Consider the following 25,599-nt stretch of genomic DNA (forward strand, 5'->3'; position numbering starts at 1 on the left):
CGATGATGACCTGATGGGCGAGGTATCCCGCGGCGCGCGGGCGATCGTCGTCGCGCCCGACGTGCGCGGCCGGCATCACGATCTTGAACCCGAGGCACGGTTGGAGGAAGCCTGTGGGCTGGCGCTGGCGATCGGGATCGTCGTTGTCGATGCCGTTGTCATCCCGGTCCGGCAGGTCCGTCCCGGCACGCTGTTCGGGTCAGGTCAGGTCGATAATATTGCCACGGCGTGCGAACAGCATGAATCCGAGCTGGTGGTGGTCGATGGAGCACTTAGTCCGATCCAGCAGCGCAACCTGGAAGACCGGCTCAAGCGCAAGGTCATCGACCGCACCGGGCTGATCCTCGAGATTTTCGGAGAGCGCGCTGCGACAGCCGAAGGGCGGTTGCAGGTCGAACTGGCGCACCTGGACTATCAACAGAGCCGGCTGGTCCGATCGTGGACTCACCTTGAACGGCAACGCGGCGGGTTCGGCTTCCTTGGGGGGCCTGGCGAAACGCAGATCGAGGCGGACCGCCGGATGATCCGCCAGCGCATGGGGCGCTTGCGCAAGGAACTGGAAGGCGTGCGTAAGACCCGCGCGCTGCACCGCGACCGGCGCGGCCGCGCTCCTTGGCCGATCGTGGCGCTGGTTGGTTATACCAACGCCGGCAAATCCACTTTGTTCAATCGCCTCACCGGTGCCGAGGTCATGGCCGAAGACCTGCTGTTCGCCACCCTCGACCCGACGATGCGCGCGATCGCGCTGCCTGGTGTCGAAAAGGCGATCCTGTCCGATACCGTGGGGTTCATTTCCGACCTGCCGACGCAACTCGTCGCCGCGTTCCGGGCGACGTTGGAAGAAGTCACGGGCGCCGACCTGATCCTCCACGTGCGCGACATCGCCAATCCGTCAACAGCCGCACAGAAGTCGCAGGTGCTCGAAGTGCTCGGAGACCTCGGGGTGACGGAAGAGGAGGGGGGCACCTCCATCCCGATCATCGAGGTTTGGAACAAGATCGACCTGCTCTCCGAAGAAAACGTCGAGGCTGTCCGGGACAACGCTGCCGCGGCCGACGATGTGGTGATGATCTCAGGCGAAACCGGGCAAGGGATTGAGGCACTGCTTGATCACCTCGGAGAACTGCTGACCAAGAAAGCGCGGGTGCACGAGTTCGTCTTACCGGCGAGCGCTGGCCGGCGGATCGCCTGGCTGCACGCGCATGGCGAGGTGCTGGAGGAGAGCGAGGCGGGCACCGATGCGGATGGACCGCTGCGCCGGCTGGCGGTCAGGCTGAACCCCAAGGAGCTCGGTCAGTTCGAGACCCTATAGCCGCTCGCCGGCTTTGACCCGCTGCCACAGCGCTTCCTGATCGTCGAGCGAGAGACCGACGAACGCGCCTTCTGCCAGCGCTTCCATCGCGCGAAATCGGCGTTCGAACTTGGCGTTGGCGGCCCGAAGAGCATCTTCGGGCGCGATCCCATAAGCGCGCACGACATTGACCGCCGCGAACAGGAGATCGCCAGCCTCTTCAAGCCGTTCTTCGGCTGGCGCCCTGGAGAGTTCGTCCATCTCTTCCGCCAGTTTCGCTGCCGGTCCTTCGACGTCGGGCCAATCGAACCCGGTTCGGGCAGCGCGCTTTTGCAGCTTGTCGGCCCGCATCAACGCCGGCAGCGCCATTGCGACGCCATCAAGCGCGCTCTGCGCTCCCTTGCGGGCGCGCGCCTCAGCTTTGAGCGCTTCCCACCGTTCCTCGCGGGGCGCGTCGCCGGGTAATTCATCACCGAAGATGTGTGGATGGCGCGCCTCCAGCTTGTCGGCAATCGACCTTGCGACCGAGGCGAAGTCGAACAGCCCGGCTTCCTCGGCGATGCGTGCCTGAAACACGACCTGGAACAGCAAGTCGCCAAGCTCGTCCCGGATGTCGTCCATGTCGTCGCGCGCCACCGCGTCGGCTACTTCGTACGCTTCTTCGATCGTGTGCGGGACGATCGTCTCGAATGTCTGCGCACAATCCCATTCGCAGCCGCGCTCCGGATCGCGCAGGGTGGCCATGATGGCGAGGAGGCGTCTTATCTCGTCTGACATCTAAGGACGATAATATATATTATGTAAAATGGCGCTAGGTATCAGGAGGGTGTTCATTACATCACCAACGAGAACAACAGCGCGACAGCGGTGAAAATCCCTGCCCAGATCAACCCAAGCCGAACACCATCTTTCCAACCTAGACGGTGAGACGCAAATGCGCTGCCAGCGAGTAGAAGCCATCCCAACAGAGCGACGAGTTGGACGATGCTGACTTCGCTCACAGGGTCAATTCCAGCCCGTCGTAACCTGGCTGAACACCGGTCGGCAGTTCCGCTGCCAAAGTCTGGTAATCCATGCTCTTGTCGAGATGCGTCAGCACCGCGCGCCTAGCGCCGGACCGCCTGGCAAGATCCAGGGCCATGTCGAGATGCGCGTGCGTGGGATGCGGTCGCCGCCGCAAACAGTCGCTGACGAGCAGGTCCACGCCTGCCAACAACTCGATCATTTCCGGCACGATTTCGCTGTAGTCCGTCGCGTAACCGATTGATTTTCCGTCCGCGTCGAACCGGAACGCCGTCGATTTGGCGGGGCCATGCGGCATCCGGCAATGGCCGATCCCGAACCCGGCGAAGATTCGCAGCCGGTCCAGCGTATTGAGTTCACAGATCGTTGGATAACCAAACTCGCCAGCGAACACATAGCTGAAACGTGCCCGCAGCCGCCGCGCGGTTTCTTCCCCCGCGAATCCGGGCAGCGGACCGGCGCGATCGTATCGCATCACCCGCAGGTCATCGATGCCGTGACAATGATCGGCGTGATCGTGCGTCCAGAAGACACCGTCGACCTTGTCGATCCCGTTGGCCAAAAGCTGCTGGCGCAGATCGGGCGAGGTATCGACCAGCAGGCGTTTGCCTTCGGCGCTCTCGACGATGATCGAAACGCGGGTGCGCCGGTTCTTCGGCTCGGCCGGATCGCACTCCCCCCAATCCTCTCCGATCCGCGGTACGCCGGTCGAAGTGCCGGAACCCAGCATGATCAGCTTCACGCGGCCGCTTTCGTGAACAGCGCGAAGAAGTTACCGGCTGTTGTGTCAGCGATCTCTTCAGTGCTGACCCCGCGCAGGTTGGCGACGAATGCGGCTGTGTCGCGCACGAACGCCGGTTCGCATGGACGTCCTCGGTGCGGCACCGGAGCGAGAAAAGGGCTGTCGGTTTCGATCAGCAGGCGATCGGCGGGTATCGAGCGCGCGACATCCTGCAAGGCGGCAGCGTTCTTGAAGGTGACGATTCCCGAGAGCGAAATCGTCAGACCCAGCTCCAGAACCTTGCGGGCAAAGCTGGCCGAGGCGGTGAAACAGTGGATCAGCGCCGGGAAGGCACCCTGCTCCATCTCCTCAGCCAGGATGGCGGTCGTGTCATCCTCGGCATCGCGGGTGTGGATGATGATCGGCAAGCCGGTCTCACGCGCCACGGCGATATGCGTGCGGAACAGATCACGCTGAACCGCGCGATCCGATTTGTCGTAATAGTAATCAAGTCCGCTTTCGCCGATGCCGATCACCCTAGGGTGTCCCGCTGCTGCCAGCAGCGCCTCACGGCCCAGATCGGCGTGGGCGTCCGCCTCGTGCGGATGAATGCCGACGCTTGCCCATACATCGGGCTCGCGCTCGGCGGTCGCGATCACTTGGTCCCATTCGCTCCGGCGGGTGGAGATATTGAGCATGCAGGACACTCCGGCGGCCCGCGCTCGCGCCAGCACGCCTGGTTGATCTTCGACCAGACGCTCGTATTCAAGGTGGCAATGGCTGTCGATCAGCCTCACGCGGCGTCCTCGACCGGCAGCTCCAACCGTGGGAAAACGCCCATCGGCTGAGCCAGCTGAAAGCCAGAGAACGCCAGGCGTTCATACCACCCCGCATCGGCAAGCGCGGCGAAATCGCGCTCCCCTTCCCCGACCCCCATCTGATCGAGCAGGCGATCGGCGGAGCCAGGCACGACCGGCCGGATCGCAATCACAAGTTCACGCACAACCGTGAACAGCGTCAGCAGGACTACCCGCATTCGTTCAGGATCGGTCTTGCGCAAGGTCCACGGCGCCTGCTCGTCGACATACTGGTTGCAGGCGAATACCGCACGCATCCAGGCCTCAATGCCCACCGAGAAGTCGAGCGTCTCGAACGCGTTCGGCAATTCCTCGCGGCAGGCTCGCGCTACATGCAAGATCAGCGCCTCGTCAGCCTGACTCGGCGCAAACGCGGTCAACTCACCGCCCAGGTTCTTGAAGATCATCGACAAGACACGCTGCGCCAGGTTGCCAAAACTGTTCGCCAACTCAGCATTGCAGCGCGTGACAATAGCCTCCGCGGAGAATCCGCCATCGTTGCCGAACACCACTTCGCGCATCAGGAAGTAACGCAGCTGGTCGACCCCGAACCTCTCCGCCAGTTCCAGCGGATCGACCACGTTGCCGAGCGATTTCGACATCTTCTCCCCGCGATGCAGCAGGAAGCCATGCCCGAATACAGCCTTTGGCGCAGGCAGCCCGGCGCTCTTCAGGAATGCCGGCCAGTATACTGCGTGGAAGCGCACGATGTCCTTGCCGATCAGGTGCAGGTCTGCAGGCCAGAAACGCTCGAATTCCCCCTCCCGGTCGGGAAAACCTATGCCGGTGAGGTACGTCGTGAGCGCATCGACCCACACATACATGACGTGACCCGGGCTGCCGGGTACCGGCACGCCCCAATCAAAACTGGTGCGGGAGACGGACAAGTCCCGCAACTCGTTCCCTTTCAGGAAGGCGAGCACCTCATTACGCCGGCTCTCTGGCTCCAGAAAACCAGCATTTTCGTTCAATGCAATCAGGTAGTCGCGATACTTCGACAGGCGGAAGAACCAGCTTTCCTCGACATTCCACTCGACCGCGGTTCCCTGAGGGGACAGCTTCTGCCCCCCCTCGCCTTCGATCAGTTCGCTTTCATCGTAGAACGCTTCGTCCCGCAGTGAATACCAGCCCTCGTACCGGTCGAGGTAGAGATCACCAGCTTTCGCCATGGCTTCCCACAGGGCCTTGCTTGCGGCGTGATGCTGATCCTCGGTGGTGCGCCTGAAAGCGGTGTAGCCGATGTGAAGAGCATCGCACATGTCGCGGAAATAGTTCGACATTTCGGTCGCGAATTCGAGCGTTCGCCGCCCCGCTTGGCGCGCAGTCCTGTCCATCTTGAGACCGTGCTCGTCGGTCCCGGTGACCAGCCGCACGTCGTAACCCTGCGCGGTCTTGAAGCGCGCGATCACGTCGGCCGCGATCGCTTCATAGGCGTGGCCAATGTGCGGCTTGCCGTTCGGATAGCTGATCGCGGTGGTGAGGTAATAAGGGTCCATCGGCGCGCTGGCTAGCGGGGGCGGCCGATGCGAGCAAGCCGCCGATTTGCATCACCAGCAGCCCGGGATCGAAGTTGTAGGTGGGCGCCTGGGCGGCGAGGCGCATCAGGTCCGCGTGCGCATCGACAATGGCGGGCAGTCCCTCCCTGGGAGCGTGTTGCGTCAATTGTGCGAGGTTTGCGCGGGCCAGATCGAGCGCCGCCGCGATCCTCGCACGGTCAGGCCGCGTTCCGATCTCTTCCGCCAGCTTGCCTCGCAAGGTGAACTGAGCATCACCTCCGGTGACAATGAGGCGCATGAGCGCGTCGAGCGGGCCCAGGTTCTGCGTAACGAAAGCCAAAGCCGCACCTGGCGACCCAGCGGCGGCTGTAACTGCCGCGGCACGGGCGGCCCCATCCACTTCAGGTGCCCTCAGGGCGAGAAATGACGTCACGGCGTCGTCATCCAAGGGAGAGAAGCGCAATACCCGGCAGCGCGAACGAATGGTCGGCAACAGCCGGGCCGGTCGGTGTGCAACCAACATGAAGAAAGTGCCAATGGGCGGTTCTTCCAGACTCTTCAGCAGGGCGTTGGCACCGCCAGTTTCCAGATCGTCGGCCGGATCGACAATGACCACGCGCCTGCTGCCCAAAGTCGGCCGGGTCGACAGCCGGCGTTGCATTGCCCGGATCTGGTCGATCTTGATATTGCGGGCGAGCTCGTAATCCTGCCCGGCCTCGCGCTTCTTTTCCTCCTTGTCATCCTTCGGCGGTTTAGTCAAGATTAGCACGTCGGGATGCGGACCATCGGGCTGCGGAACGCCGTCTTCCGCCACCAGCTCCCGCGCCGCGGCTAGAGCGAACGCGGTCTTGCCCACACCTGTGGGCCCGGCGAGCAGCCACGCGTGATGCATCCGTTCGCCTGCCATGCCTTCGCGCCATTCGCGCCAGGCATTCTCATGACCGATCAGGGTCATGCGCTATGCAGCAGCCGGGCCACGGCTTGCCAGACGCGCGCATGGACTTGTTCAGGTGTGTCCGCGCCATCGATCGTGATCAGGGCGTCGCCGGGGACCGCCGCGAGCTGCGCAAACGCATCGGCCACCGCACCGTGATAGGCGGCGCTACGCCCCCCGATCGCATCTGCCGCATCACCATCACGCTTCGTCAGGCGCTCCGCTGCGATTTCAGATGGAACGGCTATGAAGATGGTCAGATCAGGCCTTAGTCCCCCGCTGCCGATCGCATGGAGCGTTTGCACGGCTTCATCGCCGATCCCGCCCGCCCCGCCCTGATAGGCGCGGCTCGAATCGACGAAACGATCGCAGACCACCCACCGACCAGCGTTGAGCGCGGGCATGATCCGACGGGCGACATGATCCGCGCGAGCAGCAGCGAACAGCAGCGCTTCGGCTTGCGGCCCCCACCCGTCGCCCGGCGGATCGAGCAGCAGCGCGCGGATCGCTTCAGCACCGGGCGTGCCGCCCGGTTCACGGGTCAGCTCGACTGCGATGTCCATCTGCCGCAGCCGATCGGCGAGGATCCTGGCCTGAGTGGATTTGCCGCACCCCTCCCCGCCTTCGAATGCGATGAACTTGCCCCGATCGGTCACAGCAGCCCAGCGACCCCGTTCACCAGCCGATCGAACGCGTTGCCCACCGGCACCGCTTCGGCGGCGATCAACGGGACCCGTGCGGGCCTCATGCCCTCGGTCCGGATCTCCAGTTCGGCGACCTGTTCTCCCTCGGCAATGGGCGCTCGCAAGGGGCCTTCGTAGCGGATGGCCAGCGTTACCTTGCCGGTCTGGCCGACGGGAAGATCGTAACCGAGAGAAATGGGCGCGAGCAATCCTACGCTGCGCTGCGAACCGCCCTGAACGCGGGCGTCGCCCACACGCGCACCTTTCGCGAACAGCTGCTCGCCTTTGAATGCCTGAAATCCCCATTCCAGGAATTCCCGGCTCGCCTGATGCTGGACGCGAGCGGACGGCGCACCGCCAATTACCATCACCAGCCGCCTACCGTCGCGCTCGGCACTCCCCAGAAAGCCGTAGCCGGCCTGGTTGGTGAAGCCGGTCTTGATGCCATCTGCGCCCATCACCACGCCCGTGACCGGATCATGATTGCGCTGTTCGAAGCCATTGAACTTGAGCCGGCGGTGCCCGAAGTACCTCTTGTACAGCTCCGGGTGCCGCGTGATCATGGCAGAGGCGAGGGTCGCCAAATCGCGCGCGGTCACGAACGTGCGCCCTTCGTCCATCCACCCGTTGGGCGTGCCGAAATGACTGTTGCGCATCCCGATCTCGCGCGCCTTGGCATTCATGAGCGCGTTCCATTTAGGCAGCGAACCGGCGATCCCCTGCCCCAGCACGGCAGCGCCGTCGTTGGCGGAGACCGTCGTCACGCCGTGAAGCAAGGCGTCGATGCTGACCCGCTGATTGAGCGCCAGAAACATGGTCGATCCCACGCCATGCCAATCGGTCCAGGTCTGCGCGTCGACCAGCACCAGTTGTTCGGGCTTGATCTTGCCTGCATCGATCAGTTCGAACGCGGTGAATGCGGTCATCACCTTGGTGATCGAGGCGGGCATGAAGCGCCGGTCGGGCTCTCGCGAGTAGAGCGTCTGGCCGCTCGACAGGTCGATCATCAACGCGATCGGCACCTCTGGCGGTGGCGGTGCAAAGGTCGGATACGGTTGGATCACGTCAGCGCGCGCTGCAACGGCGCTTGTCAGCAGCGCGATCGCAGCCGCCATCAACTTCCATCTAATGACCAAGTGCGCTCCCGCCGCCAGCGGGGCCGGCGGTTCAACCTGCGGTGGTGACTCGCGCATCGCTATACCCGGCAGCGCGCACCTTGGCGAGCGCAGCTTCGGCTTGTGCCTTCGTGATGTAGGGGCCGGTTCGAACCCGGAACAAGTTGCTTAATGGACGCGCAAAGCCATCGAGCGCCTTGGCCGCACGGTCCGCGCTCAGCCTGGGAGAGCCACACTCGATTTAAGGATCAGGAGCCGGGCAGCGGCGTCAACGGGCAATCTCATCTGCGAGCAACCCCACGCTCATCGCATAGTAGTTCGAGCAGTTATACTCGAGGATCACCCTGTAATTCGCCGTCAAGAGCCAAGCGCGTGTGCCCGGGCCATCAGGCTGGAACAGGGCGCTCATGACATCATCCGCCAGATAAGCCTGCGGCTGAACGCCCAGCGCCCGCCATTCGCGAACAGTGCGCCATTGACCGTGCCGCTCGTGAACCCGGTTGCACACGGGCGGAATCAGTTTCGAACGGACGCTGTTCCAGTTGAAACCATTGGGCACCGTTGCCCGGACGCCCCAGGGTTGACCCCGCCGCCACCCCGCATCGCGGAAATAGTTCGCGATGGACGCAAGCGTATCCGCGCGGCTGTTCCAGATATCGCGTCGACCGTCGCCGTCGCCATCCTGTGCCAGCCTGAGATAGATGCTCGGCAGAAACTGCGGGTAACCGAAGGCGCCCGCCCAGCTGCCCTTCAGCGTGCTGCGCTGCACCCCGAGGTCGGCGATCTTTAGCAGATCGACGAATTCGGTCGCGAACAACTCACGTCGCCGCCCCTCCCACGCAAGCGTCGCGAGACTGCGAGCGAGATCGAAGTCGCCGGTATAGCTGCCGTAGTTCGTTTCGTGCCCCCAGATCGCCACGACGATCGGCGCCGGCACCCCGTACCGGGCTTCAAGCTGCGCTGCGAGCGGACCGAGCGCCTGGTAGTTGCGCCGCCCGCCGCCGATGCGCGCGGCATCCACGTGGGTGTTGAGGTACGGCTGTAGGGGCGAGAAGTTGCCGCTGGCCGAAGGCGTACCGGGCTGCGCCCGATCGAGTTCAATCACCCTGTTGTTGGGCGTAAGATTGTAGGTCATCCGCTGGATCGTTTGTTCGCTCACCCCTTCAGCGCGGGCCCGTGCCACCAGTAGCTGCAGATATGAATTGAACGACATGTCCTGCGCCGCGGAGGGCACGGAGGAACACGCGGCGGCGAACGAGGCGAGGATAGCAAGGAGGGTGAGGCGCATAGGGCTGTGTCGCATAGCGTGTATAACGGGGTAAACCTCAAACGGTTCGTGACACTGGCATTTTGCCGCGCTAGCCGGGCTTTTCGCCGGACAGGTGGCCGAGTGGTTTAAGGCAGCGGTCTTGAAAACCGCCGTGGGTTAACGCTCACCGTGGGTTCGAATCCCACCCTGTCCGCCACTACACATGGGAGCACTCGCTTGGCCAAGTTCCTGATCGTCGAAGCGCGCTTCTACGACCACCTCAATGAGATGCTGGTCGCGGGGGCAAGCGCCCAGTTGAAGAAGCATGGGCACCAGTACGACGTTATGGTGGTCCCCGGCGCGCTGGAGATTCCAGGCGCGATCGCGATGGCTTCGGAAAGCGAAGACTACGATGGTTTCGTGGCCATCGGCGTCGTCATTCGCGGTGAGACTTATCATTTCGAGATCGTCGCCGGCGAAAGCGCGCGCGGGATCATGGCGCTCACGATGGACGGGGTGCCGATCGGCAACGGCATCCTGACCGTGGAGAACGAGGCCCAGGCCATCGTCCGCGCCGATCCGCAGCAAAGCGACAAGGGCGGCGAGGCAGCGAAGGCGGCGATGGCCCTGCTTTCGATCAAGGAGCAGTACGCATGAGCGCGCATGAGTTCATCGCCGGGATCCCGCTGGTTCTGGGCGGCAACGTGTTTGGCTGGTCTTCCAAGGGCGATGAGGCGTTCGCGGTGCTGGACGCCTTCTACGAAGCTGGCGGAAGGATGATCGATACCGCGGACGTCTACTCGGCGTGGATTCCGGGTCACAAAGGCGGCGAATCGGAAACCGTGCTCGGCGAATGGCTGGAGCGCAGCGGTGTCCGCGCTGATATGCGCATCCACACCAAGACCGGAATGCTCGGCGGGGCTGAGCTTTACGATCCGGCGCGTGTGCTGCAATCATTGGACGCCTCGCTGGAGCGACTGCGGACCGACCGGGTCGATCTCTATTACGCGCACAAGGATTACCCTGAGCTCGCCATCGCGCAGATCGTCGAGGCATTCGACGGTGCAGTGCGCAGCGGCCAGGTACGCGCGCTGGGCGCCTCCAACTTCGACGCGGCACGGCTCTCGGCAGCGCTGAACCAAGCGGAGGCAGTTGGCGCCACGCCGTTCTCCGCCTTGCAGAACGAATACAACCTGGTGGCACGGGATGCCTACGGAGAGGATCTTCAGCGCCTCGTGACGGAGCGCGACCTTGCGATGCTGCCTTTTTTCGGGCTGGCGTCAGGTTATCTTACCGGCAAGTACCGCACCGAAGCGGACTTCGCGCAATCGCTTCGGGGTGGGCGGGCCAAGGAACTGGCTGGCACCAATGGCCCGCAGGTCTTGCAGGCGATGGACGAAGTCGCAGCAGAAACCGGCGCAAGCCATGCAGCGATCGCGCTTGCGTGGCTGGTGCGCCAGCCCGGCATTCCAGCGCCGATTGCGAGCGCGCGCACAGTCGAGCAGTTGCAGCAACTACTCGAATTCACGCGCGTGAAACTGACCGACGACCAGCTTAAACGACTGAGCGCAGCGGCTTAGGCGGGTTCTGCCAGACCCTGTAGCCCCAGCGGGTCGTACGGACCGATCGCAAGCTGCTCGAAAGTGCCGATGCCCTGTTCGCCGGTCGCTGCAGTAACGCGGCAGATCAGTTGGACATGCAGGTTATCGGGCCGTGCGGGGTCGATCGCCGCGAGGTCGATGTCCTCCCGCTCCACTTCCAGGGTGCCGTGGTCGAGGCCATGGTTCCACTTGGGCGAAGTATAGCCCAGCCCCCGCATCTGAAACCGCCCGAGTGCCTCGAACTCGAACCGCTCATCCGCAAACGATAGCGTCCCGCGTTGCGGCCATCGTGTCCCCGGCGCAGGCGGCGCGTCCATCGAACCGTGTTCGAATTCGCTGAAAGCTTCGGCACCATTACCGTCCGGCGCGATGACTGCTCGGGTATTCCACGGCGTGCCATCCTGATGCGCGTTGAGATGCCAGAACAGGCTGCGGCTGGGCAGGTTGACCGGAGTCCACTGCCAGAAGAACTGGCGAATCCCGCCGCCCGCCGCCTGCGGGTCCGAGGCACCGACCGGCCGCACCCCCCAGCTTCGGTCGCGAGTGCCGGCTGTGCCCGACGCGACACTCTCGCGTCTGCCGTCGATGTCGATCCAGCCCTCGAAGTGACCGTTCTGGGTCAGCCGCGTGTAATCCATGATCGTGCGCGGTCCCACGCGCCACGTGAAGCGCGGCTCCTCGATCGGAAATGCGCGGCCGGTAAAGGTCAGGTCTGCGGCAATCCCCTCCCCCTCCACCACCACCCGCAGTTTATGCAGCGGCTCGAGTATTTCTATGCGGATCGGGCCGCAGGACAGGTCCATGCGCTCCATGCCCAGCTTGCGGCTGGCGTGCAGGCAATGTTGGGTCCCGCCCCTTATGGCGCAGAAATGGGCGTCCGCCACGTCGAGGTGGGGATAGACGCCGAATGCGATCGCGAAAAATCCGCTGCCGTCAGGCGCATAGCCGTTGAAGAAATAGCGGTCGTAAAAGTTGCGGTCCGTACCGGCATAGGCAACCGGCTCGGCGGTCTGGTGGATCGGATAATCGTCGCCTTTGGACAGCATCTCAGGCCTTTCCAGTCAGTAGATCGATGGACTGGTGTTCTCGTGCGAGCGCGCAAGCACCCCGCGCCATCGACAGGAAGTTGGCGTCCCCGCGCTCCGTGCGCTCGACGAAAGCGGCACTGAACACGGCGGTGGACACCCCGTGCAGTGCACCCAGCCGGTAATCATCCCACACCGCGTCACGAGATAATGCGATCCCCCGTCCGGTCATCTCGGCACAGTAGAGATTGATCAGTTCGCCCTCCGCCTCGCGCCGCAAGTCATCGCCGATGCCGCAGCCTAGGAAATAGCCCAGATCGGTCAACCCGCTGCCGACCGCCACGGTCTGCCAGTCGAGCACCGCGATCGGTTCGGCCCCGCCGCGGATGTCGAACAGCATGTTGTCGAGCCGGAAATCGCCGTGAATGAGGCAGCGATCGCCCCCTTCGCGGCCGAACCACTGTTCGTTCGCCTCGTTCAGTTCGGCGCACACCTGCATCAGTTCGGGTTCGAGCGTATCGGCGTAACGCTCGGCGAAGATGGCCTGCGCCTGCGGATATAGCGCCTTAACCTGCGCTAGCGCTTCAGGCCGCATGTGCAGCCACTCGCGGTCGATCATCTCCGCGTTGTTCCAGCTGGGCGCATGGATGGCGGCAGCCTGGCGGATCGCCTGTAGGGCCTCGGCCAACGAACAGCCGCCAAGCTGATTTCCCTGGCGGCATGGACCCAGGTCTTCGAACAGCAGGATAAAATCGGATCCGGCGTCATCGACCTCTGCGGCATAGGTTTGCGGCACGCGCACGTGCAACTGCGATGCCAATTCCCGGTAAAACAGAACTTCCTTGCGATATAGCCCGAACGCCGCTGCTGTGCCGCGGCTCGTGGTGTCGGCCGCCGGAAATTTGCCGGCCAGGGTCGCCGGCCCTTCGCCCCCTTCGTACGCGATCATGAAGCGAACGCTGTCGCCCACCTGGCCCGTGCCGATCGGCTGCCAGTCGACGCTTGTCACTCGCCCGCGCTCTAACTCTCCAGACGCTTGCAGGCGTTCGGTCAGCCATTCGGCGCTCACGGCCGACGGGTGCGCTGGAAATCCGCTCACGCTCTCTCCCTCTTTGCGAGGAACGCTACGGGTTGCCGTCGCTTATGACAATCGAGCTTGCGCACGGGGGTATCATGGACGGACCGCTTGAATGGATTGCCGCGATCGGAACGATGATCGCTGCCGGTCTGGTCGCCGCCGATCTCGGCCGGCGCGTCACGGGTTTCGGGTTCGTGCTCTTCTGCGCCGTGGCCATAACCTGGGTCGTGTCGGGCCTGACCAGCGACGCCCTGCCGATCGCGGCGATGAACGGCGTGCTGCTGATCATCAATGCATACGGGGTATGGCAGTACCTGCTGAGCCCGAAGAACCGCAAGGTCATGGATCGGCTCGAGCCGGTCGCAAAGAAGATCGAGCACGAGGTGGAAGCGGAGGAGCGGGCTTAGCCCTTCCCCCGCCGCCGATCACCAGACTTTCACGCGCTGATCCGGCGCTAGGTACAGCTTGTCACCTTCCTTCACGCCAAACGCGGCGTACCATTCGGGCATGTTTCGCACGGTGAGCGCCCGGTACTGGGCTGGAGCGTGGCCATCAGTGGCGATCCGCTGGCGCAGCGCAGCTTCGCGCATCTTGCTCGCCCAGGCTTGCGCATAGGCGATGAAAAAGCGCTGGTCGCCGGTGAAGCCGTCGATCACCGGCGCATCCTTGCCATTCAACGAGGCGCGGTAAGCATCGTATGATGCCTGCAGGCCGGCGATATCGGCGATGTTCTCGCCCAGGGTGAGCTCACCCTTCACGTTGAGCCCCGGGAACGGCTCGTACGTGTCGTACTGCGCGGCGAGCGCTTTGCCCGCCTCGTCGAACTTCTGCTTGTCGGCGTCGGTCCACCAGTTGCGCATCGCGCCGGTGGAATCGAATGCCGCGCCATTGTTGTCGAAACTGTGGCTGATCTCGTGGCCGATCACTGCTCCGATCGCGCCGTAGTTGAACGCTGGATCAGCCTTGGCATCGAAGAATGGCGGCTGCAGGATCGCGGCGGGGAAGTTCAGCGCATTCTGCACCGGCAGGTTAACCGCGTTGACCAGCTGCGCGTTCATCCACCACTCGTTCTTGTCGAGCGGCTTTCCGATCTTGCCAAGCTGCTGCTGGTAATGTGCGCGCTCCGCCGCGAGCACGCTGGCATAAGGGTTCTTGGGGTCGATCGTCAGGTTGCCGTAATCGACCCAGATGTCAGGATACCCGACCCCGACCGCCATCGTTTCAACCTTCTTTTTGGCTTCCGCCTTCGTTTCGGGCGCCATCCAGTCGAGCGCCTCGATCCGGTTGGCGAACGCGGTCTTGATGTTGTCGACCATACCCTGGATTTCGGTCTTGGCCGAGGCGGGGAAGTACTTTTCGGCGTAAAGCTTGCCCAGCGCATCGCCCATGTATTCGTTCAGCGCAGCCAGCGCCCGCTTGTCGCGCGGGCGTTGCTGTTCCTGGCCGAACAGCTGCTTGCCGTAGAACGCGAAGTGCAGCTGATCGAGCTTGCTCGGCAGAACATCGGCGTGACTGTTGATCTGGTGGAAAGCGAGCCAGTCCTTCCACGCGTCGAGCGGCTCGCTCTGTACCAGCGCGGACAGCTTGGTGATCGCGCCCGGGTGATAGGCGTCGAACGTCTGGTACTCATCCAGGTTGGCGGCCTTGAAGAACGTGTCCCAGTCCATCCCCGGCGCATTGGCCGCGAAATCGGCTTGCGACCACAAGCTGCTGGCGGTCGCCCAATCGTCGCTTTCCTCGCGGCTCGCGTGCGCCTGCGCGATCTTCATTTCGAGGTCGAAGATGCGCTGCGCCTTGGCTTCGGCGTCGGCGACATCGGCCGCCGTCAGCAGTTCGGCGATATATTGCCGGTACCCGGTGCGCAGCCCGGCCATCTTCGGATCGGACGAGAGGTAGTACTCGCGCTCAGGCATGCCCAGGCCGCCCTGCAACAGGTACGGTACCACCTCCCCGCCCTTCAGCGCCTGGGTCACGAACACCCCGAACAGGTTCTCAGTCCCGAAGTCGGTCGCATTGAGCGGATCGACGTCGGCGCGGACCTGCGAACCCAGGACCTGCGCCAGCGCTGTCTTGTCGGGAATCCGCGCAAAGCGGGCCAGATCGGCCGCGATCGGTTGCATTCCCGCGGCGTCGATTGCCTTGGCGTCGAGGTAGCTTTGGTAGAACGCCTTTACCTTGGCGCCCTCGCTTCCTTCCTCAGGATCCGATTCGACGATCTCGGAAAGCAGCGCCTCCAGGTTCTTCTCGGTTTGCTGGTCCGCGATCCAGAATCCGCCTACGCCCGAGCGGTCTACCGGAATCTCGGTTTTGGCCAGCCACCCGCCGTTGGCGTACTGATACCAGTCGTCCCCCGGCTGGGCCGAAACATCCATCCAGTCCTTGCGGATGCCGATCTCTGTGCCGGGGGTCGAGGCGATCTCGGTCGCGGCCATGTCGCAGGCGACAGGCCCCAGCGTCGCGGTGGCGACGCCCAGCATCAAGGCGGCCATCAAACGGGTATTCATCGGCGACTCTCCCGAACCGAACGGTTGCAAGTGTCACCGTCTAGGAGGCTCAATGCCGGTACGAAACAGACTTGATCCCCGTACAACCGTCTTTCGTCGAAAAGTCGCTCAGCCCGCCAGACGGCCCAAGCACGCTGCGCCCGGGTACACCGCGCTGCTGCCCAGTTCCTCTTCGATGCGGATCAGCTGGTTGTACTTGGCCAACCGGTCCGAGCGCGCAAGGCTGCCAGTCTTTATCTGACCGCAGTTGGTGGCGACCGCGAGATCCGCGATGGTGGAATCCTCTGTTTCACCTGACCGGTGGCTCATGACGGCGGTGTAGCCCGACCGCTGCGCGAGGCTGACCGCTTCCAGGGTTTCGGTCAAGGTGCCGATCTGGTTTACCTTTACCAGCAACGAGTTCGCGAGGCCCTTGCCAATCCCCATCCGCAGTCGGCGCGGGTTGGTGACGAACAGGTCGTCGCCGACAAGCTGGACCGTCCCCCCGACCCGGTCGGTCAATGCTTTCCAGCCCTCGAAGTCATCTTCGCTCATGCCATCCTCGATCGACCGGATCGGGTAGGCATCACACAACTGTGCCAGGAATTCGGCGTTTTCTTGCGGCGACAGCGACAGGCCTTCACCAGTCATCGCGTACTTCCCGCCGTCGAAATACTCGGTCGCGGCGCAGTCGAGCGCCAGCGCGATGTCCTCGCCCGGCTTGAACCCTGCCTGCTCGATCGAACTCATGATGAAGTCGAGGGCGGCGCGGGTGCTGGCGAGATTAGGCGCGAAGCCGCCCTCGTCCCCCACTGCAGTCGACAGACCCTTCTGGTGCAATGCTTTCTTGAGAGTGTGAAACACCTCCGCACCCCAGCGCACCGCTTCCGCCAATGTGGGCGCGCCGATGGGCATGATCATGAATTCCTGCACGTCGATCGGATTATCGGCGTGCTCGCCGCCATTGATGATGTTCATCATGGGGACCGGCAGCACGTGCGCGGCAACCCCGCCAATATAGCTGTAGAGTGGCAGTCCGCGCGCATCGGCCGCGGCCTTGGCGACCGCCAGACTTACACCGAGAATCGCGTTGGCACCCAGGCGGCTCTTGTTGTCGGTTCCATCCGCCTCGATCATTCCCAGGTCGATATCGCGCTGGTCTTCCGCATCGACGCCGGTGAGCAGTTCGCGCAGCTCGCCGTTGACGGCCTCGATCGCCTTGGTCACGCCCTTGCCCATGAAACGGGTTGCGTCACCGTCGCGCAACTCGACCGCTTCATGGGCACCTGTGCTGGCGCCTGACGGAACCGCGGCGCGACCGAAGCTGCCGTCTTTCAGGACCACGTCCACTTCCACCGTCGGATTGCCGCGACTGTCGAGGATCTCGCGCCCGTGAATGTCGATAATCGCGGTCATGGGGGTGCTCCAGACAAGAGGGTGTTGTATCGGGGTAAGACAGTGCCATATCGAGGGCAGCCGCCCTGTATGAGGCGGAACTATGCGGCGCAAGTCGCGTTCACCAAGCAATATCCCCCGGCCCACGGCCGGCGGCGATTTGTGTATTCGAGGGCAAGAAGGACAAACCACATGGCTGAGCCGACCCAGACTCCCAAACCCAAGACCACGCGCAAGGCGAGCAGCAGCAACCTGTCGGCTGACGCCGCCATCGCAGGCGCCGGTGCCAACGCCGCGGGGACTGACACCGGAGCGGCTACTGCCGCGACGACCAACAGCAACACGGCCGAGGCCAAGGGCCGGTTCAATGCTGCCTTGCAAGAGGCAAAAGCTGGCGCCGCTGCTCTGCGCAGCGAGGCAACAGAACGTGCGGCTGCGTACCGCGACCAGGCGCGCAGCCACAGTCAGGATTGGGTGGCGGAAGCCAAGACTTACGGTGATCAGGCGCGCGGCAAGGCCGGTGAACTGGCGGTGGACGGAAAGGGCCGGGTCGCTGAAGCCATCGCTGCTTTGGGCCGGGCGGTGTTCGACACCGCTCCGACGGTAGATGAAAAGCTGGGCGCCAAGTACGGCGACTACGCCCGCACCGCATCGCGTTCGCTCCAGGATGCATCGGCGCGGCTGGAAGCCAAGTCGGTAGACGAGATCGGCGAGGACGCACGCGAGTTCGTCCGTAAGAGCCCTGGCCTCGCAATCGGCATCGCCGCTGTGGGCGGTTTCTTGCTAGCGCGGATGTTCCGCAGTTCCAACGACTGATCCCCTCCGTTCCCGGGAGGGCACCTTGAGCGAACTCCAACCTGGCTTGAATACTTCCGCCGGCCATGCGCCGGCGGAAAATCCTGCGTCGTTAGCTGACCATTCCCTGCGCGATGATGTTCGCGCGCTGATCGATGACAGCAAGACGTACGTCGAAGCCGAGCTGCAATTTCAGAAGAGCCGCGTGGCCTTGGTGGCCAATCGCGGGCGATCCGGCGCGATCTTCGCGGTCGGCGCCCTGCTCCTGCTGCATCTTGCCCTGATTACGCTGGCGATCGGAGCGGTTTACGCCTTGGCACCCGCAATCGGACGGTGGGGCGCGGTTGCGGTCGTGGTCGGCTTGCTCCTGATCGGCGGCATCATGCTGGGCGTGATCGCGAAGCGGCGGTTCGGGGCACTGTCGATGGCGTTCAGCGGAGACTCCCGGCGATGACCGATCAGCTCGAGCGGAATTTTCGCGAGGACCGCAGGGTGCGCGATGCGGCGCGCGCGCTGGTGGATGCGGATCTTGCGAACCTGCGGGCCAATTACGCCGCCCGCGGACTATCCGACCGTATCAAGCATCACTTGACCGAAGGCGCCGCCGACGTGCTTGATGAGGCTGTGGCGGTGACCGAGGACAACAAGGGGGCGGTTGCGGCGCTGGTCGCGGCAATTGTCCTGTGGTTCGCTCGTCATCCGATCATCGACCTCCTGACAGATGATACGCCCACTCCGGAACGTGAACCAACGCAAAGCCGTTGACAACCGAGCCACACTTTCAGGGATCCGGTAACTATGACCGACAGCGATAAGCGCACCGAACTCAAGAACAAGATCGACGCCGCCGAGAAGCGCAACCAAGAGCGGAGCGGCGGGCAATCGTTCGGCGACTACGCGCGCGAAACGCGTGACAGCGCGACGTCGTTCGCCAAGGAGCATCCGATCACGACCGTCCTGGGCGCCGCAGCGATCGGCGTTCTGATCGCCTCCCTCGTTCCAGGCCCCGGCCGCCGTTTGCGCAAGCAGGCGACCAAACAGGGTGTGGCTTGGGCCGGCATGCTCGCTGACCTTGCCGTCAGCTACGGGTCGCAGGCCCTTGATAGCGCCAGCAGCGCGGCGCGGTCGGGACAGGACAAGCTGGGCGATCTGGGAGATGCCTTGGGCCAAGGCGCGCGCACCGTTCGCAGAAGCGCGGTAGGCTTCGCCGACGAAGCCGGTACCGTCGGACGTGACGCGGGAAATCGCGCAGCCCGCACATTCCGCGATCTGCGCTCGCGCATTACCAACTAAGCCATTTGACGAAACGCAACCGATCGGCGCGGCGGGGTTCCCCTGCCGCGCCGGTTTGCCTATGGGGCGCGCGAATTCTCCCCAAGGATCGATCGATGACCGACAAGAAGCAGTTGCTCCACCTCGTCATGGGTGGCCGTGTAGCCGACCCACAGACGCTTCAGTTCCAGGATCTCAATGCCGTGGAAGTGGTGGGCATCTTCCCCGATTATCCGACGGCGCTCGAGGCTTGGCGCAGCGCCGCGCAGCGCACTGTCGACGATGCCGAGATGAAGTTCGTGATCGTCCACCTCCACCGGTTGCTCGACCCTGGGGCGGAGGGCAACTAGCGTCATCGACCGACCGTAGCGAGATGACCGTCACCCTGGCGACAACGGTGCTCAGCGGGAATTAACGGCGAACGTCACGCCGATCGAGCAGTCACCTACGAGCGCCCGCCCCTGCCACGACCTAACACACCGCGCGCGCGTCATCGCGTAGCGGTCGGCAGCTATTTCGGCTTGCAGGAGACCTGCGTCGGCTCGGACCGCGTCAGGCGGGAAACGCTGGTGCCGACGGGCATTCAGGCTGTCTCGTTACCTAAATGAATTCGACTTTCTCGACGAGATAGAACTTGTCTCCCGACGGCACGGTGACCTCGATCTCATCGCCAACCTTCTTGGTGATCAGCGCGCGGCCGAGCGGTGAGTTGTAGCTGATGCGTCCCTGCTTGGCGTCTGCTTCGGTCTGACCGACTATCTGGTACTTCACCGGCTTTTCTTCATCGTCGAGCAAAGTCACCGTCGCTCCAAACACGATACGATCGCCTGACAGCGATGCCGGATCGATGATCTGGGCGCGGGTGATGCGGTCTTCCAGATCGGCGATCTGCGCTTCGACCTGGCCCTGACGTTCCTTGGCCGCGTGATATTCCGCGTTTTCGGACAGGTCCCCGTGAGCGCGAGCCTCCTCGATCGCATCGACGATCTTGGGCCGTTCAGCGCGCAGCACTTTCAGGTCCGCGGTGATCCGCTCGTAACCTTCGGCCAGCATCGGCACTTTTTCCATCGTAGCCATCCGTATCCTTCTAATCTGCTCGTGCGCTCGGACAATTCGCGAGGGTGGCTGCCGGAGAGACAACCTCGTGCCGGTCGCGATGTCGGGGAGAACGCGTGGTGTTTGTCAGCTATAATAGTCCTGCAGCGGGCGCACTGCAAGCTGACTGGCCTTCACCTCGGTAATCGCGCGAGTAACCGCCAGGCTCGCTGCCGCGGTGGTGTAATACGGCACCTTGGTTGCGAGAGCGCTCGCGCGGATCGACTGGCTGTCGAGCAGGGACTGCCAGCCTTCGGTGGTGTTGAAGATCAGCGCGATATCGCGGTCGATGATCCGGTCGACGATGTGCGGCTGCCCTTCGGCCACCTTGTTGACCCGTTCCACCGCGAGCCCCTGTTCCGCGAGGAATCGCTGCGTGCCGCCGGTCGCGACGGCAGTGAAGCCATGCTCGATGAGCGCCCGGACCGCTGGAACGATTGCGCCCTTGTCGCTGTCCTTCACCGACACGAACAGCACGCCATCGTGCGGCAAGGTGTCGCCGGCGCCCAGCTGCGACTTGAGGAACGCGGTCGGGAAATCGCGGTCGATGCCCATGACCTCGCCGGTCGATTTCATCTCCGGGCCAAGCACGGAATCAGAGCCGGGGAAGCGTGCGAAAGGAAAGACCGCTTCTTTCACCGCCATGTAGTTGAATGTCCGCTTGAACGGCGGGAAGCTCGACAGCGGCTCGCCGGCCATCACCCGCGCGGCGATCTTGGCGACCGGCTGGCCGATCGCCTTGGCGACGAACGGCACGGTGCGGCTGGCGCGGGGGTTCACCTCGATCAGATAAACATCGTCACCTTTCACCGCGAACTGGATGTTCATCAGCCCACGCACGCCGAGAGCCATGGCCAGCGCCTCAGCCTGCCGCTCCATTTCGGTGACGATCTCAGATGACAAGCTGTACGGCGGCAGGGTGCAGGCACTGTCGCCCGAGTGGACCCCGGCTTCTTCGATGTGCTGCATGACACCGGCAATTCGCACCTCCACGCCGTCACACAAGGCATCGACGTCGCATTCGATCGCATCGCGCAGGTACTGGTCGACCAGCACCGGGCTGTCGCCGCTGACATTGACCGCGGTGGCGATGTAATTGTCGAGCTGCGCCTCGCTGTCGACGATCTCCATCGCGCGCCCGCCGAGCACATAGCTGGGCCGCAACAGGACCGGATAGCCAATGCGCCGCGCGATAGCGGCCGCTTCGTCCCGGGTGCGCGCCAGGCCGTTGGCGGGTTGCTTGAGATTGAGCTTGGTCACCAGCTTGGCGAACCGCTCCCTGTCCTCGGCAAGGTCGATGGCGTCGGGCGAGGTGCCCAGAATCGGAATGCCTTCGTCCTCCAGTGCCTGCGCCAGCTTGAGCGGGGTCTGCCCACCGAACTGGACGATCACCCCGACCAGCTCGCCGCGCGACTGCTCGACCCGCAGGATTTCCAGGACATCTTCGGCAGTTAAGGGTTCGAAATACAACCGGTCCGAGGTGTCATAATCGGTGCTCACCGTTTCCGGATTGCAGTTGACCATGATCGTTTCGTACCCCGCCTCGCTGAGCGCGAAGCAGGCGTGGACGCAGCAGTAATCGAATTCGATACCCTGCCCGATCCGGTTCGGCCCACCGCCAAGGATGACGATCTTGCGGCGGTCGCTGGGGGCTGCCTCGTCCTCCGGCTCGCCAAACGTGGGCGCCTCGTAGGTCGAATACATGTACGGCGTGACCGCCTCGAATTCGGCGGCGCAGCTGTCGATGCGCTTGAACACCGGGAAGACGCCCAGCTTGCGGCGCAAATCGCGCACCTCCGCCTCGCTGGTGGCACCGGCCATCGCGCGCAGGGTGTCGTGCAGCAGCCCTGCCCGCTTGGCCTGAGTTTCGCCCAATCCGCCCGCGACACCGACCGAGCGCACCGCCAGCGTGGCGAGCCGCTTGTCGGAAAAGCCCATCGCCTTCAGCCGCCGCATTTCCTGAGCGGTTCGCGGCAAACCTTGATGGCCCAGCATCTTCTCTTCGTAGATGATCGCTTCGATCTGGCGCAGGAACCATGGATCGTAGCCTGTGATCCGGGCGATTTCCGCCAGTTCGATGTCTTCGCGGAAAGCCTGCGCGACCTTCAGCAGGCGGTCGGGCGTGCGCTTGCTGAGCGAGGCGAAGATTTCGTCCCTGGGCGCGCCCTCAAGCTCGACGACGCGGTTGAAACCGTCGAGCCCGGTTTCCAGACCGCGCAGCGCTTTCTGCAACGATTCCTGAAAGTTGCGACCGATAGCCATCACTTCGCCGACCGACTTCATGGCGGTGGACAGTTCGTTCTTCGCGCCCTTGAATTTCTCGAAAGCGAAGCGCGGAATCTTGGTGACGACGTAGTCGATCGTCGGCTCGAACGCAGCTGGCGTGGCACCAGTGATCTCGTTGGTAATCTCGTCCAGCGTGTAGCCGACCGCGAGCTTGGCCGCCACGCGCGCGATAGGAAAACCGGTTGCCTTGGACGCCAGCGCCGAAGAGCGCGAGACGCGCGGGTTCATCTCGATCACGATCAACCTGCCGGACTTCGGATCGACTGCGAACTGGACGTTCGAACCGCCTGTTTCCACACCGATTTCGCGCAGCACGGCAATGCTCGCCGACCGCATGATCTGGTATTCCTTGTCGGTCAGCGTGAGCGCGGGGGCGACCGTTATCGAGTCCCCGGTATGCACCCCCATCGGATCGACGTTCTCGATGGCGCAGATGATAATCGCGTTGTCGTTCCGGTCGCGGACGACCTCCATCTCGTACTCTTTCCAGCCGAGCAGAGATTCCTCGATCAGGACTTCGGTCGTTGGGCTGGCGTCGAGGCCCTCGCGGACGATCCGTTCGAACTCAGCCTTGTTGTAGGCGATCCCGCCGCCGGTGCCACCCAGGGTGAAACTCGGGCGGATGATCGAGGGCAGCCCGGTCCGCTCAAGCACCGTGAACGCTTGATCTACGGTGGTCGCGACGCCGCTGCGTGCGCTTTCCAGCCCGATCTTGTCCATCGCCTCGCGGAAGCGCTGGCGGTTTTCGGCCTTGTCGATGGCGTCAGCGTCGGCGCCGATCATCTGCACGCCGTACTTGGCCAGCGTGCCGTCGTTGAACAGGTCGAGCGCGCAGTTGAGCGCAGTCTGCCCGCCCATCGTCGGCAGCACCGCGTCGGGCCGCTCCTTCTCGATGATCTTGGCGACGATTTCGGGCGTGATCGGCTCGACATAGGTCGCGTCGGCGAACTCGGGATCGGTCATGATCGTGGCGGGGTTGGAGTTGACCAGAATTACCCGGTACCCCTCCTCCTTCAACGCCTTGATCGCCTGCGTTCCCGAGTAATCGAACTCGCACGCCTGCCCGATGACGATCGGGCCGGCGCCGATGACGAGGATGGAGGAGATGTCAGTGCGTTTGGGCATCAGCCAGCGTTTCCGTTGCGCAAAAAGAGGCTCGTGAAAGGTGCGAAAGCGGCGTCGAAGTTTTCGGTTTCGACCTCTTCCCAACCTCCAAGGCTTTGAACCTGGATTGTCAGATCGATTTGGTTTCCATCGCTGTCGAAAGCATCGGCAACTGCACCGCCTCGCTCATGGAATTGTAACCGCCCCAACCCGCCATCAGCGCCTTCGACATCAATATAGGCCGATGGATTGGATGAATGGAGAGCCCGGACGATGTTGATCTCCCCAAAGGAACATGCACGTTCCGCGAGGTTGTTTGCCCAGTGGATGAAGGCCGCGACGTCATTACTCACCCCAACATCCCCACGAACTTCTTGAACAAGTAGAAGCTGTCCTGTGGCCCCGGACTAGCCTCCGGGTGATACTGCACCCCAAACGCGCGCTTGCCCTTGAGCGAAATCCCGCAGTTGGAACCGTCGAACAGGCTGACGTGGGTTTCCTCAACCCCCTCCGGCAACGCGGTGTTATCGACCGCGAAACCGTGATTCATCGAGGTAATCTCGACCACGCCGTCCTCCAGCCGCTTGACCGGATGGTTCGCGCCGCGGTGGCCCTGGTGCATCTTGCTCGTCCGCCCGCCGGCGGCGAGACCGAGGATCTGGTGGCCGAGGCAGATGCCGAAGATCGGCACGTCCTTGTCCAGCAGCGCCTTCACCGTCGGCACCGCGTACGCGCCCGTCGCCGCCGGATCACCGGGGCCGTTGGAAAGGAACACGCCGTCAGGCTTCAGCGCCTCGATCTCGGCCAGCGAGGTCTGCGCCGGCACCACCGTCACCCGCGCCCCGGCCTGCGCCAGGTTGCGGAAGATGTTGTCCTTGCTGCCATAGTCGATCGCGACCACGTGCGGCTTGCCGTTCCAGTCCGCGCGGCCATAACCCTTGCCCAGTTCCCACGCGCCGCCGCCCCATTGCTCCTGCTTCTCGCGGCTCACCCGCTGGGCAAGGTCCATGCCCTCAAGCCCCGGCCAATCTCGCGCCCTCTGCAGCAGCTTGGCGAGGTCGAACTTGCCTTTGGGATGATGCGCGATCACCGCGTGCGGCGCGCCGGACAGCCGGATGCGGCGGGTTAGCGCGCGGGTGTCCACGCCCGCCAGACCGATCTTGCCCTTTGCGCTGAGCCAGTCGCCCAGTTCCTGCTCCGCACGAAAGCTGGAGTGCGGGGTCACTTCCTCCCGCACCACGCAGCCCACGGCGCCTTCGACCTGGCTTTCCACGTCTTCAGCATTCGCGCCGACGTTGCCGATGTGTGGAAAGGTGAAGGTGACGATCTGCGCGGCGTAGGAGGGATCGGTCATCACCTCCTGATAGCCGGTCATCGCGGTGTTGAAGCATACTTCGCCCACCGCTTCGCCAACCGCGCCGAAGCCCTTGCCCCAGATCACCGTGCCATCGGCCAATACCAGCACGCCGGTCGCGCCTTCTGGTTGCGCAGGCGTAGTGGCAGGATCAGGCATGGGCCCTCCGAGTCAGTGTTTTTCCGGCAATGTCGCTAAGTCCCAGCCGCTAGGCCCGGTTCCTTGCAGCGTCAACCCGCGCTAAGCGGCGCCTCAACAGCTCAACCGAAAGGCAGACCGAATGATCCGCGATACCATCAAGCAGGCCCAGATCGACGCGATGAAGGGCGGCGACAAGGAACGGCTCGCCGCGGTGCGCCTCATCCTCGCCAAGCTGAAGGACAAGGACATCGAACTGCGAACGGCCTCGACCCAGCCCGACGATGACGCGCTGGCGGTCGATGTCCTGCAAAAAATGGCCAAGCAGCGGCGCGAGTCGATAACCATGTACGTTGAGGGTAATCGCGAAGAGCTGGCTGAGCAGGAGCGCAAGGAGCTCAAGGTCATCGAGGAGTTCCTGCCACAGCAGCTTTCCGAGGACGAGACCCGCGCCGCGATTGCCGACATCAAATCAACCCTCGGCGCCGAATCGATTAAGGATATGGGCCGCGTGATGGCGGAACTAAAAGCCCGGCATGGCACTGTGCTCGACATGCAGACCGCCAGCCGGTTGGTCAAAGAGGCGCTGTCCTGACCGGGACAC

General features: G+C 63.6%; 27 protein-coding genes and 1 tRNA gene. 11 read left to right on the forward strand and 17 right to left on the reverse strand.

Going from position 1 to position 25,599, the window contains the following annotated elements:
- The first annotated feature begins 13 nt into the window (after positions 1-13).
- The gene (hflX, locus tag E0504_RS08820) at positions 14-1,312 is read left to right on the forward strand and encodes a GTPase HflX (RefSeq protein WP_131623173.1); all 1,299 of its coding nucleotides are present in this window, start codon (positions 14-16) and stop codon (positions 1,310-1,312) included.
- Here the strand turns inward: hflX and mazG are convergent.
- From mazG to E0504_RS08865, 9 genes are all read right to left on the reverse strand, one after another.
- A complete protein-coding gene (gene mazG / locus E0504_RS08825; protein ID WP_131623175.1) occupies positions 1,307-2,068 on the reverse strand; it encodes a nucleoside triphosphate pyrophosphohydrolase in 762 nt (253 codons plus the stop codon). The two genes, hflX and mazG, sit on opposite strands and share 6 nt — an antisense overlap.
- Before the next feature lie 220 nt (positions 2,069-2,288).
- A complete protein-coding gene (locus E0504_RS08830) occupies positions 2,289-3,056 on the reverse strand; it encodes an MBL fold metallo-hydrolase (RefSeq protein WP_131623177.1) in 768 nt (255 codons plus the stop codon).
- Complete coding sequence (locus E0504_RS08835) at positions 3,053-3,832, reverse strand: TatD family hydrolase (protein ID WP_131623179.1); 780 nt, start codon at positions 3,830-3,832, stop codon at positions 3,053-3,055. The genes E0504_RS08830 and E0504_RS08835 overlap by 4 nt, the downstream gene beginning before the upstream one ends.
- Entirely contained in the window at positions 3,829-5,388 is a 1,560-nt protein-coding gene (metG, locus tag E0504_RS08840; protein ID WP_131623181.1) for a methionine--tRNA ligase, read from the reverse strand. The genes E0504_RS08835 and metG overlap by 4 nt, the downstream gene beginning before the upstream one ends.
- Positions 5,318-6,343 (reverse strand): AAA family ATPase, encoded by a 1,026-nt coding sequence (locus tag E0504_RS08845; RefSeq protein WP_131623183.1) that lies wholly within the window; start codon positions 6,341-6,343, stop codon positions 5,318-5,320. Before E0504_RS08845 ends, metG begins: the two co-directional genes overlap by 71 nt.
- Positions 6,340-6,978, reverse strand: coding sequence for a dTMP kinase (gene tmk / locus E0504_RS08850; RefSeq protein WP_131623185.1), 639 nt, complete (start codon positions 6,976-6,978; stop codon positions 6,340-6,342). Before tmk ends, E0504_RS08845 begins: the two co-directional genes overlap by 4 nt.
- Positions 6,975-8,120, reverse strand: coding sequence for a D-alanyl-D-alanine carboxypeptidase family protein (locus E0504_RS08855; protein WP_131623187.1), 1,146 nt, complete (start codon positions 8,118-8,120; stop codon positions 6,975-6,977). The genes tmk and E0504_RS08855 overlap by 4 nt, the downstream gene beginning before the upstream one ends.
- Before the next feature lie 52 nt (positions 8,121-8,172).
- A complete protein-coding gene (locus tag E0504_RS54080; protein ID WP_207912380.1) occupies positions 8,173-8,283 on the reverse strand; it encodes an SPOR domain-containing protein in 111 nt (36 codons plus the stop codon).
- A gap of 105 nt (positions 8,284-8,388) precedes the next feature.
- Positions 8,389-9,408, reverse strand: coding sequence for a lytic transglycosylase domain-containing protein (locus E0504_RS08865; protein ID WP_207912382.1), 1,020 nt, complete (start codon positions 9,406-9,408; stop codon positions 8,389-8,391).
- Positions 9,409-9,496: 88 nt separating this feature from the next.
- On the opposite strand from E0504_RS08865, the gene E0504_RS08870 reads away from it, so the two are divergent.
- From E0504_RS08870 to E0504_RS08880, 3 genes are all read left to right on the forward strand, one after another.
- Positions 9,497-9,586: transfer RNA gene (locus tag E0504_RS08870), tRNA-Ser, on the forward strand.
- A gap of 20 nt (positions 9,587-9,606) precedes the next feature.
- Positions 9,607-10,026 carry a 6,7-dimethyl-8-ribityllumazine synthase gene (gene ribH, locus E0504_RS08875; protein WP_131623191.1) on the forward strand — a complete coding sequence of 140 codons (420 nt, stop codon included), beginning with the start codon at positions 9,607-9,609 and terminating at the stop codon, positions 10,024-10,026.
- Entirely contained in the window at positions 10,023-10,949 is a 927-nt protein-coding gene (locus E0504_RS08880) for an aldo/keto reductase (RefSeq protein WP_131623193.1), read from the forward strand. Before ribH ends, E0504_RS08880 begins: the two co-directional genes overlap by 4 nt.
- Here the strand turns inward: E0504_RS08880 and E0504_RS08885 are convergent.
- Both E0504_RS08885 and E0504_RS08890 read right to left on the reverse strand, forming a co-directional pair.
- The gene (locus tag E0504_RS08885) at positions 10,946-12,016 is read right to left on the reverse strand and encodes a hypothetical protein (protein WP_131623195.1); all 1,071 of its coding nucleotides are present in this window, start codon (positions 12,014-12,016) and stop codon (positions 10,946-10,948) included. The genes E0504_RS08880 and E0504_RS08885 overlap by 4 nt on opposite strands.
- Before the next feature lies 1 nt (position 12,017).
- The gene (locus tag E0504_RS08890; protein ID WP_131623197.1) at positions 12,018-13,094 is read right to left on the reverse strand and encodes a phosphotransferase family protein; all 1,077 of its coding nucleotides are present in this window, start codon (positions 13,092-13,094) and stop codon (positions 12,018-12,020) included.
- A gap of 74 nt (positions 13,095-13,168) precedes the next feature.
- Here E0504_RS08890 and E0504_RS08895 point away from each other — a divergent pair, with 74 nt between their 5' ends.
- Positions 13,169-13,480 (forward strand): hypothetical protein, encoded by a 312-nt coding sequence (locus E0504_RS08895; RefSeq protein ID WP_131623199.1) that lies wholly within the window; start codon positions 13,169-13,171, stop codon positions 13,478-13,480.
- A gap of 18 nt (positions 13,481-13,498) precedes the next feature.
- On the opposite strand, the gene E0504_RS08900 is transcribed toward E0504_RS08895, so the two are convergent.
- Both E0504_RS08900 and eno read right to left on the reverse strand, forming a co-directional pair.
- On the reverse strand, positions 13,499-15,577 hold the full coding sequence (locus E0504_RS08900) for a M13 family metallopeptidase (protein WP_131623201.1): 2,079 nt from the start codon (positions 15,575-15,577) through the stop codon (positions 13,499-13,501).
- 108 nt (positions 15,578-15,685) lie between these two features.
- Positions 15,686-16,972: a phosphopyruvate hydratase gene (gene eno, locus E0504_RS08905; RefSeq protein WP_131623203.1), complete on the reverse strand. Its 1,287-nt coding sequence runs from the start codon at positions 16,970-16,972 to the stop codon at positions 15,686-15,688.
- 171 nt (positions 16,973-17,143) lie between these two features.
- On the opposite strand from eno, the gene E0504_RS08910 reads away from it, so the two are divergent.
- The 5 genes from E0504_RS08910 (at position 17,144) to E0504_RS08930 (ending at position 19,368) form a co-directional block, all read left to right on the forward strand.
- Positions 17,144-17,767, forward strand: coding sequence for a hypothetical protein (locus E0504_RS08910; protein WP_207912384.1), 624 nt, complete (start codon positions 17,144-17,146; stop codon positions 17,765-17,767).
- 25 nt (positions 17,768-17,792) lie between these two features.
- Positions 17,793-18,200, forward strand: a complete 408-nt coding sequence (locus E0504_RS08915) for a phage holin family protein (RefSeq protein WP_131623205.1) — start codon at positions 17,793-17,795, stop codon at positions 18,198-18,200.
- Positions 18,197-18,511 carry a hypothetical protein gene (locus E0504_RS08920; protein WP_131623207.1) on the forward strand — a complete coding sequence of 105 codons (315 nt, stop codon included), beginning with the start codon at positions 18,197-18,199 and terminating at the stop codon, positions 18,509-18,511. Before E0504_RS08915 ends, E0504_RS08920 begins: the two co-directional genes overlap by 4 nt.
- Before the next feature lie 33 nt (positions 18,512-18,544).
- The gene (locus E0504_RS08925) at positions 18,545-19,039 is read left to right on the forward strand and encodes a hypothetical protein (protein WP_131623209.1); all 495 of its coding nucleotides are present in this window, start codon (positions 18,545-18,547) and stop codon (positions 19,037-19,039) included.
- A 95-nt stretch (positions 19,040-19,134) separates the two neighbouring features.
- Positions 19,135-19,368, forward strand: coding sequence for a DUF4170 domain-containing protein (locus tag E0504_RS08930; protein ID WP_131623211.1), 234 nt, complete (start codon positions 19,135-19,137; stop codon positions 19,366-19,368).
- 250 nt (positions 19,369-19,618) lie between these two features.
- Here the strand turns inward: E0504_RS08930 and greA are convergent, their stop codons facing one another.
- The 4 genes from greA to carA form a co-directional block, all read right to left on the reverse strand.
- Positions 19,619-20,095 carry a transcription elongation factor GreA gene (gene greA, locus E0504_RS08935; RefSeq protein WP_131623213.1) on the reverse strand — a complete coding sequence of 159 codons (477 nt, stop codon included), beginning with the start codon at positions 20,093-20,095 and terminating at the stop codon, positions 19,619-19,621.
- Between the two features lie 105 nt (positions 20,096-20,200).
- Entirely contained in the window at positions 20,201-23,524 is a 3,324-nt protein-coding gene (gene carB, locus E0504_RS08940; protein WP_131623215.1) for a carbamoyl-phosphate synthase large subunit, read from the reverse strand.
- Positions 23,524-23,856 carry a hypothetical protein gene (locus tag E0504_RS08945; protein ID WP_131623216.1) on the reverse strand — a complete coding sequence of 111 codons (333 nt, stop codon included), beginning with the start codon at positions 23,854-23,856 and terminating at the stop codon, positions 23,524-23,526. The genes carB and E0504_RS08945 overlap by 1 nt, the downstream gene beginning before the upstream one ends.
- The gene (carA, locus tag E0504_RS08950) at positions 23,853-25,016 is read right to left on the reverse strand and encodes a glutamine-hydrolyzing carbamoyl-phosphate synthase small subunit (protein ID WP_131623218.1); all 1,164 of its coding nucleotides are present in this window, start codon (positions 25,014-25,016) and stop codon (positions 23,853-23,855) included. Before carA ends, E0504_RS08945 begins: the two co-directional genes overlap by 4 nt.
- Positions 25,017-25,137: 121 nt before the next feature.
- Here carA and E0504_RS08955 point away from each other — a divergent pair, with 121 nt between their 5' ends.
- A complete protein-coding gene (locus E0504_RS08955) occupies positions 25,138-25,590 on the forward strand; it encodes a GatB/YqeY domain-containing protein (RefSeq protein WP_131623220.1) in 453 nt (150 codons plus the stop codon).
- Positions 25,591-25,599 lie beyond the last annotated feature (9 nt).

It is taken from the genome of Parafrankia sp. BMG5.11 (assembly GCF_004337455.1).

Coding starts and splice junctions, on each gene's coding strand:
- greA (WP_131623213.1), bottom strand. CDS start 20,095: ATGGCTACGATGGAAAAAGTGCCGATGCTGGCCGAAGGTTACGAGCGG.
- E0504_RS08910 (WP_207912384.1), top strand. CDS start 17,144: ATGGCTGAGCCGACCCAGACTCCCAAACCCAAGACCACGCGCAAGGCG.
- carB (WP_131623215.1), bottom strand. CDS start 23,524: ATGCCCAAACGCACTGACATCTCCTCCATCCTCGTCATCGGCGCCGGC.
- E0504_RS08865 (WP_207912382.1), bottom strand. CDS start 9,408: ATGCGCCTCACCCTCCTTGCTATCCTCGCCTCGTTCGCCGCCGCGTGT.
- E0504_RS08920 (WP_131623207.1), top strand. CDS start 18,197: ATGACCGATCAGCTCGAGCGGAATTTTCGCGAGGACCGCAGGGTGCGC.
- metG (WP_131623181.1), bottom strand. CDS start 5,388: ATGGACCCTTATTACCTCACCACCGCGATCAGCTATCCGAACGGCAAG.
- E0504_RS08855 (WP_131623187.1), bottom strand. CDS start 8,120: ATGGCGGCTGCGATCGCGCTGCTGACAAGCGCCGTTGCAGCGCGCGCT.
- E0504_RS08925 (WP_131623209.1), top strand. CDS start 18,545: ATGACCGACAGCGATAAGCGCACCGAACTCAAGAACAAGATCGACGCC.
- hflX (WP_131623173.1), top strand. CDS start 14: ATGGGCGAGGTATCCCGCGGCGCGCGGGCGATCGTCGTCGCGCCCGAC.
- eno (WP_131623203.1), bottom strand. CDS start 16,972: ATGACCGCGATTATCGACATTCACGGGCGCGAGATCCTCGACAGTCGC.
- E0504_RS08900 (WP_131623201.1), bottom strand. CDS start 15,577: ATGAATACCCGTTTGATGGCCGCCTTGATGCTGGGCGTCGCCACCGCG.
- E0504_RS08880 (WP_131623193.1), top strand. CDS start 10,023: ATGAGCGCGCATGAGTTCATCGCCGGGATCCCGCTGGTTCTGGGCGGC.
- mazG (WP_131623175.1), bottom strand. CDS start 2,068: ATGTCAGACGAGATAAGACGCCTCCTCGCCATCATGGCCACCCTGCGC.
- E0504_RS08955 (WP_131623220.1), top strand. CDS start 25,138: ATGATCCGCGATACCATCAAGCAGGCCCAGATCGACGCGATGAAGGGC.
- carA (WP_131623218.1), bottom strand. CDS start 25,016: ATGCCTGATCCTGCCACTACGCCTGCGCAACCAGAAGGCGCGACCGGC.
- E0504_RS08885 (WP_131623195.1), bottom strand. CDS start 12,016: ATGCTGTCCAAAGGCGACGATTATCCGATCCACCAGACCGCCGAGCCG.
- E0504_RS08930 (WP_131623211.1), top strand. CDS start 19,135: ATGACCGACAAGAAGCAGTTGCTCCACCTCGTCATGGGTGGCCGTGTA.
- E0504_RS08845 (WP_131623183.1), bottom strand. CDS start 6,343: ATGACCCTGATCGGTCATGAGAATGCCTGGCGCGAATGGCGCGAAGGC.
- E0504_RS08895 (WP_131623199.1), top strand. CDS start 13,169: ATGGACGGACCGCTTGAATGGATTGCCGCGATCGGAACGATGATCGCT.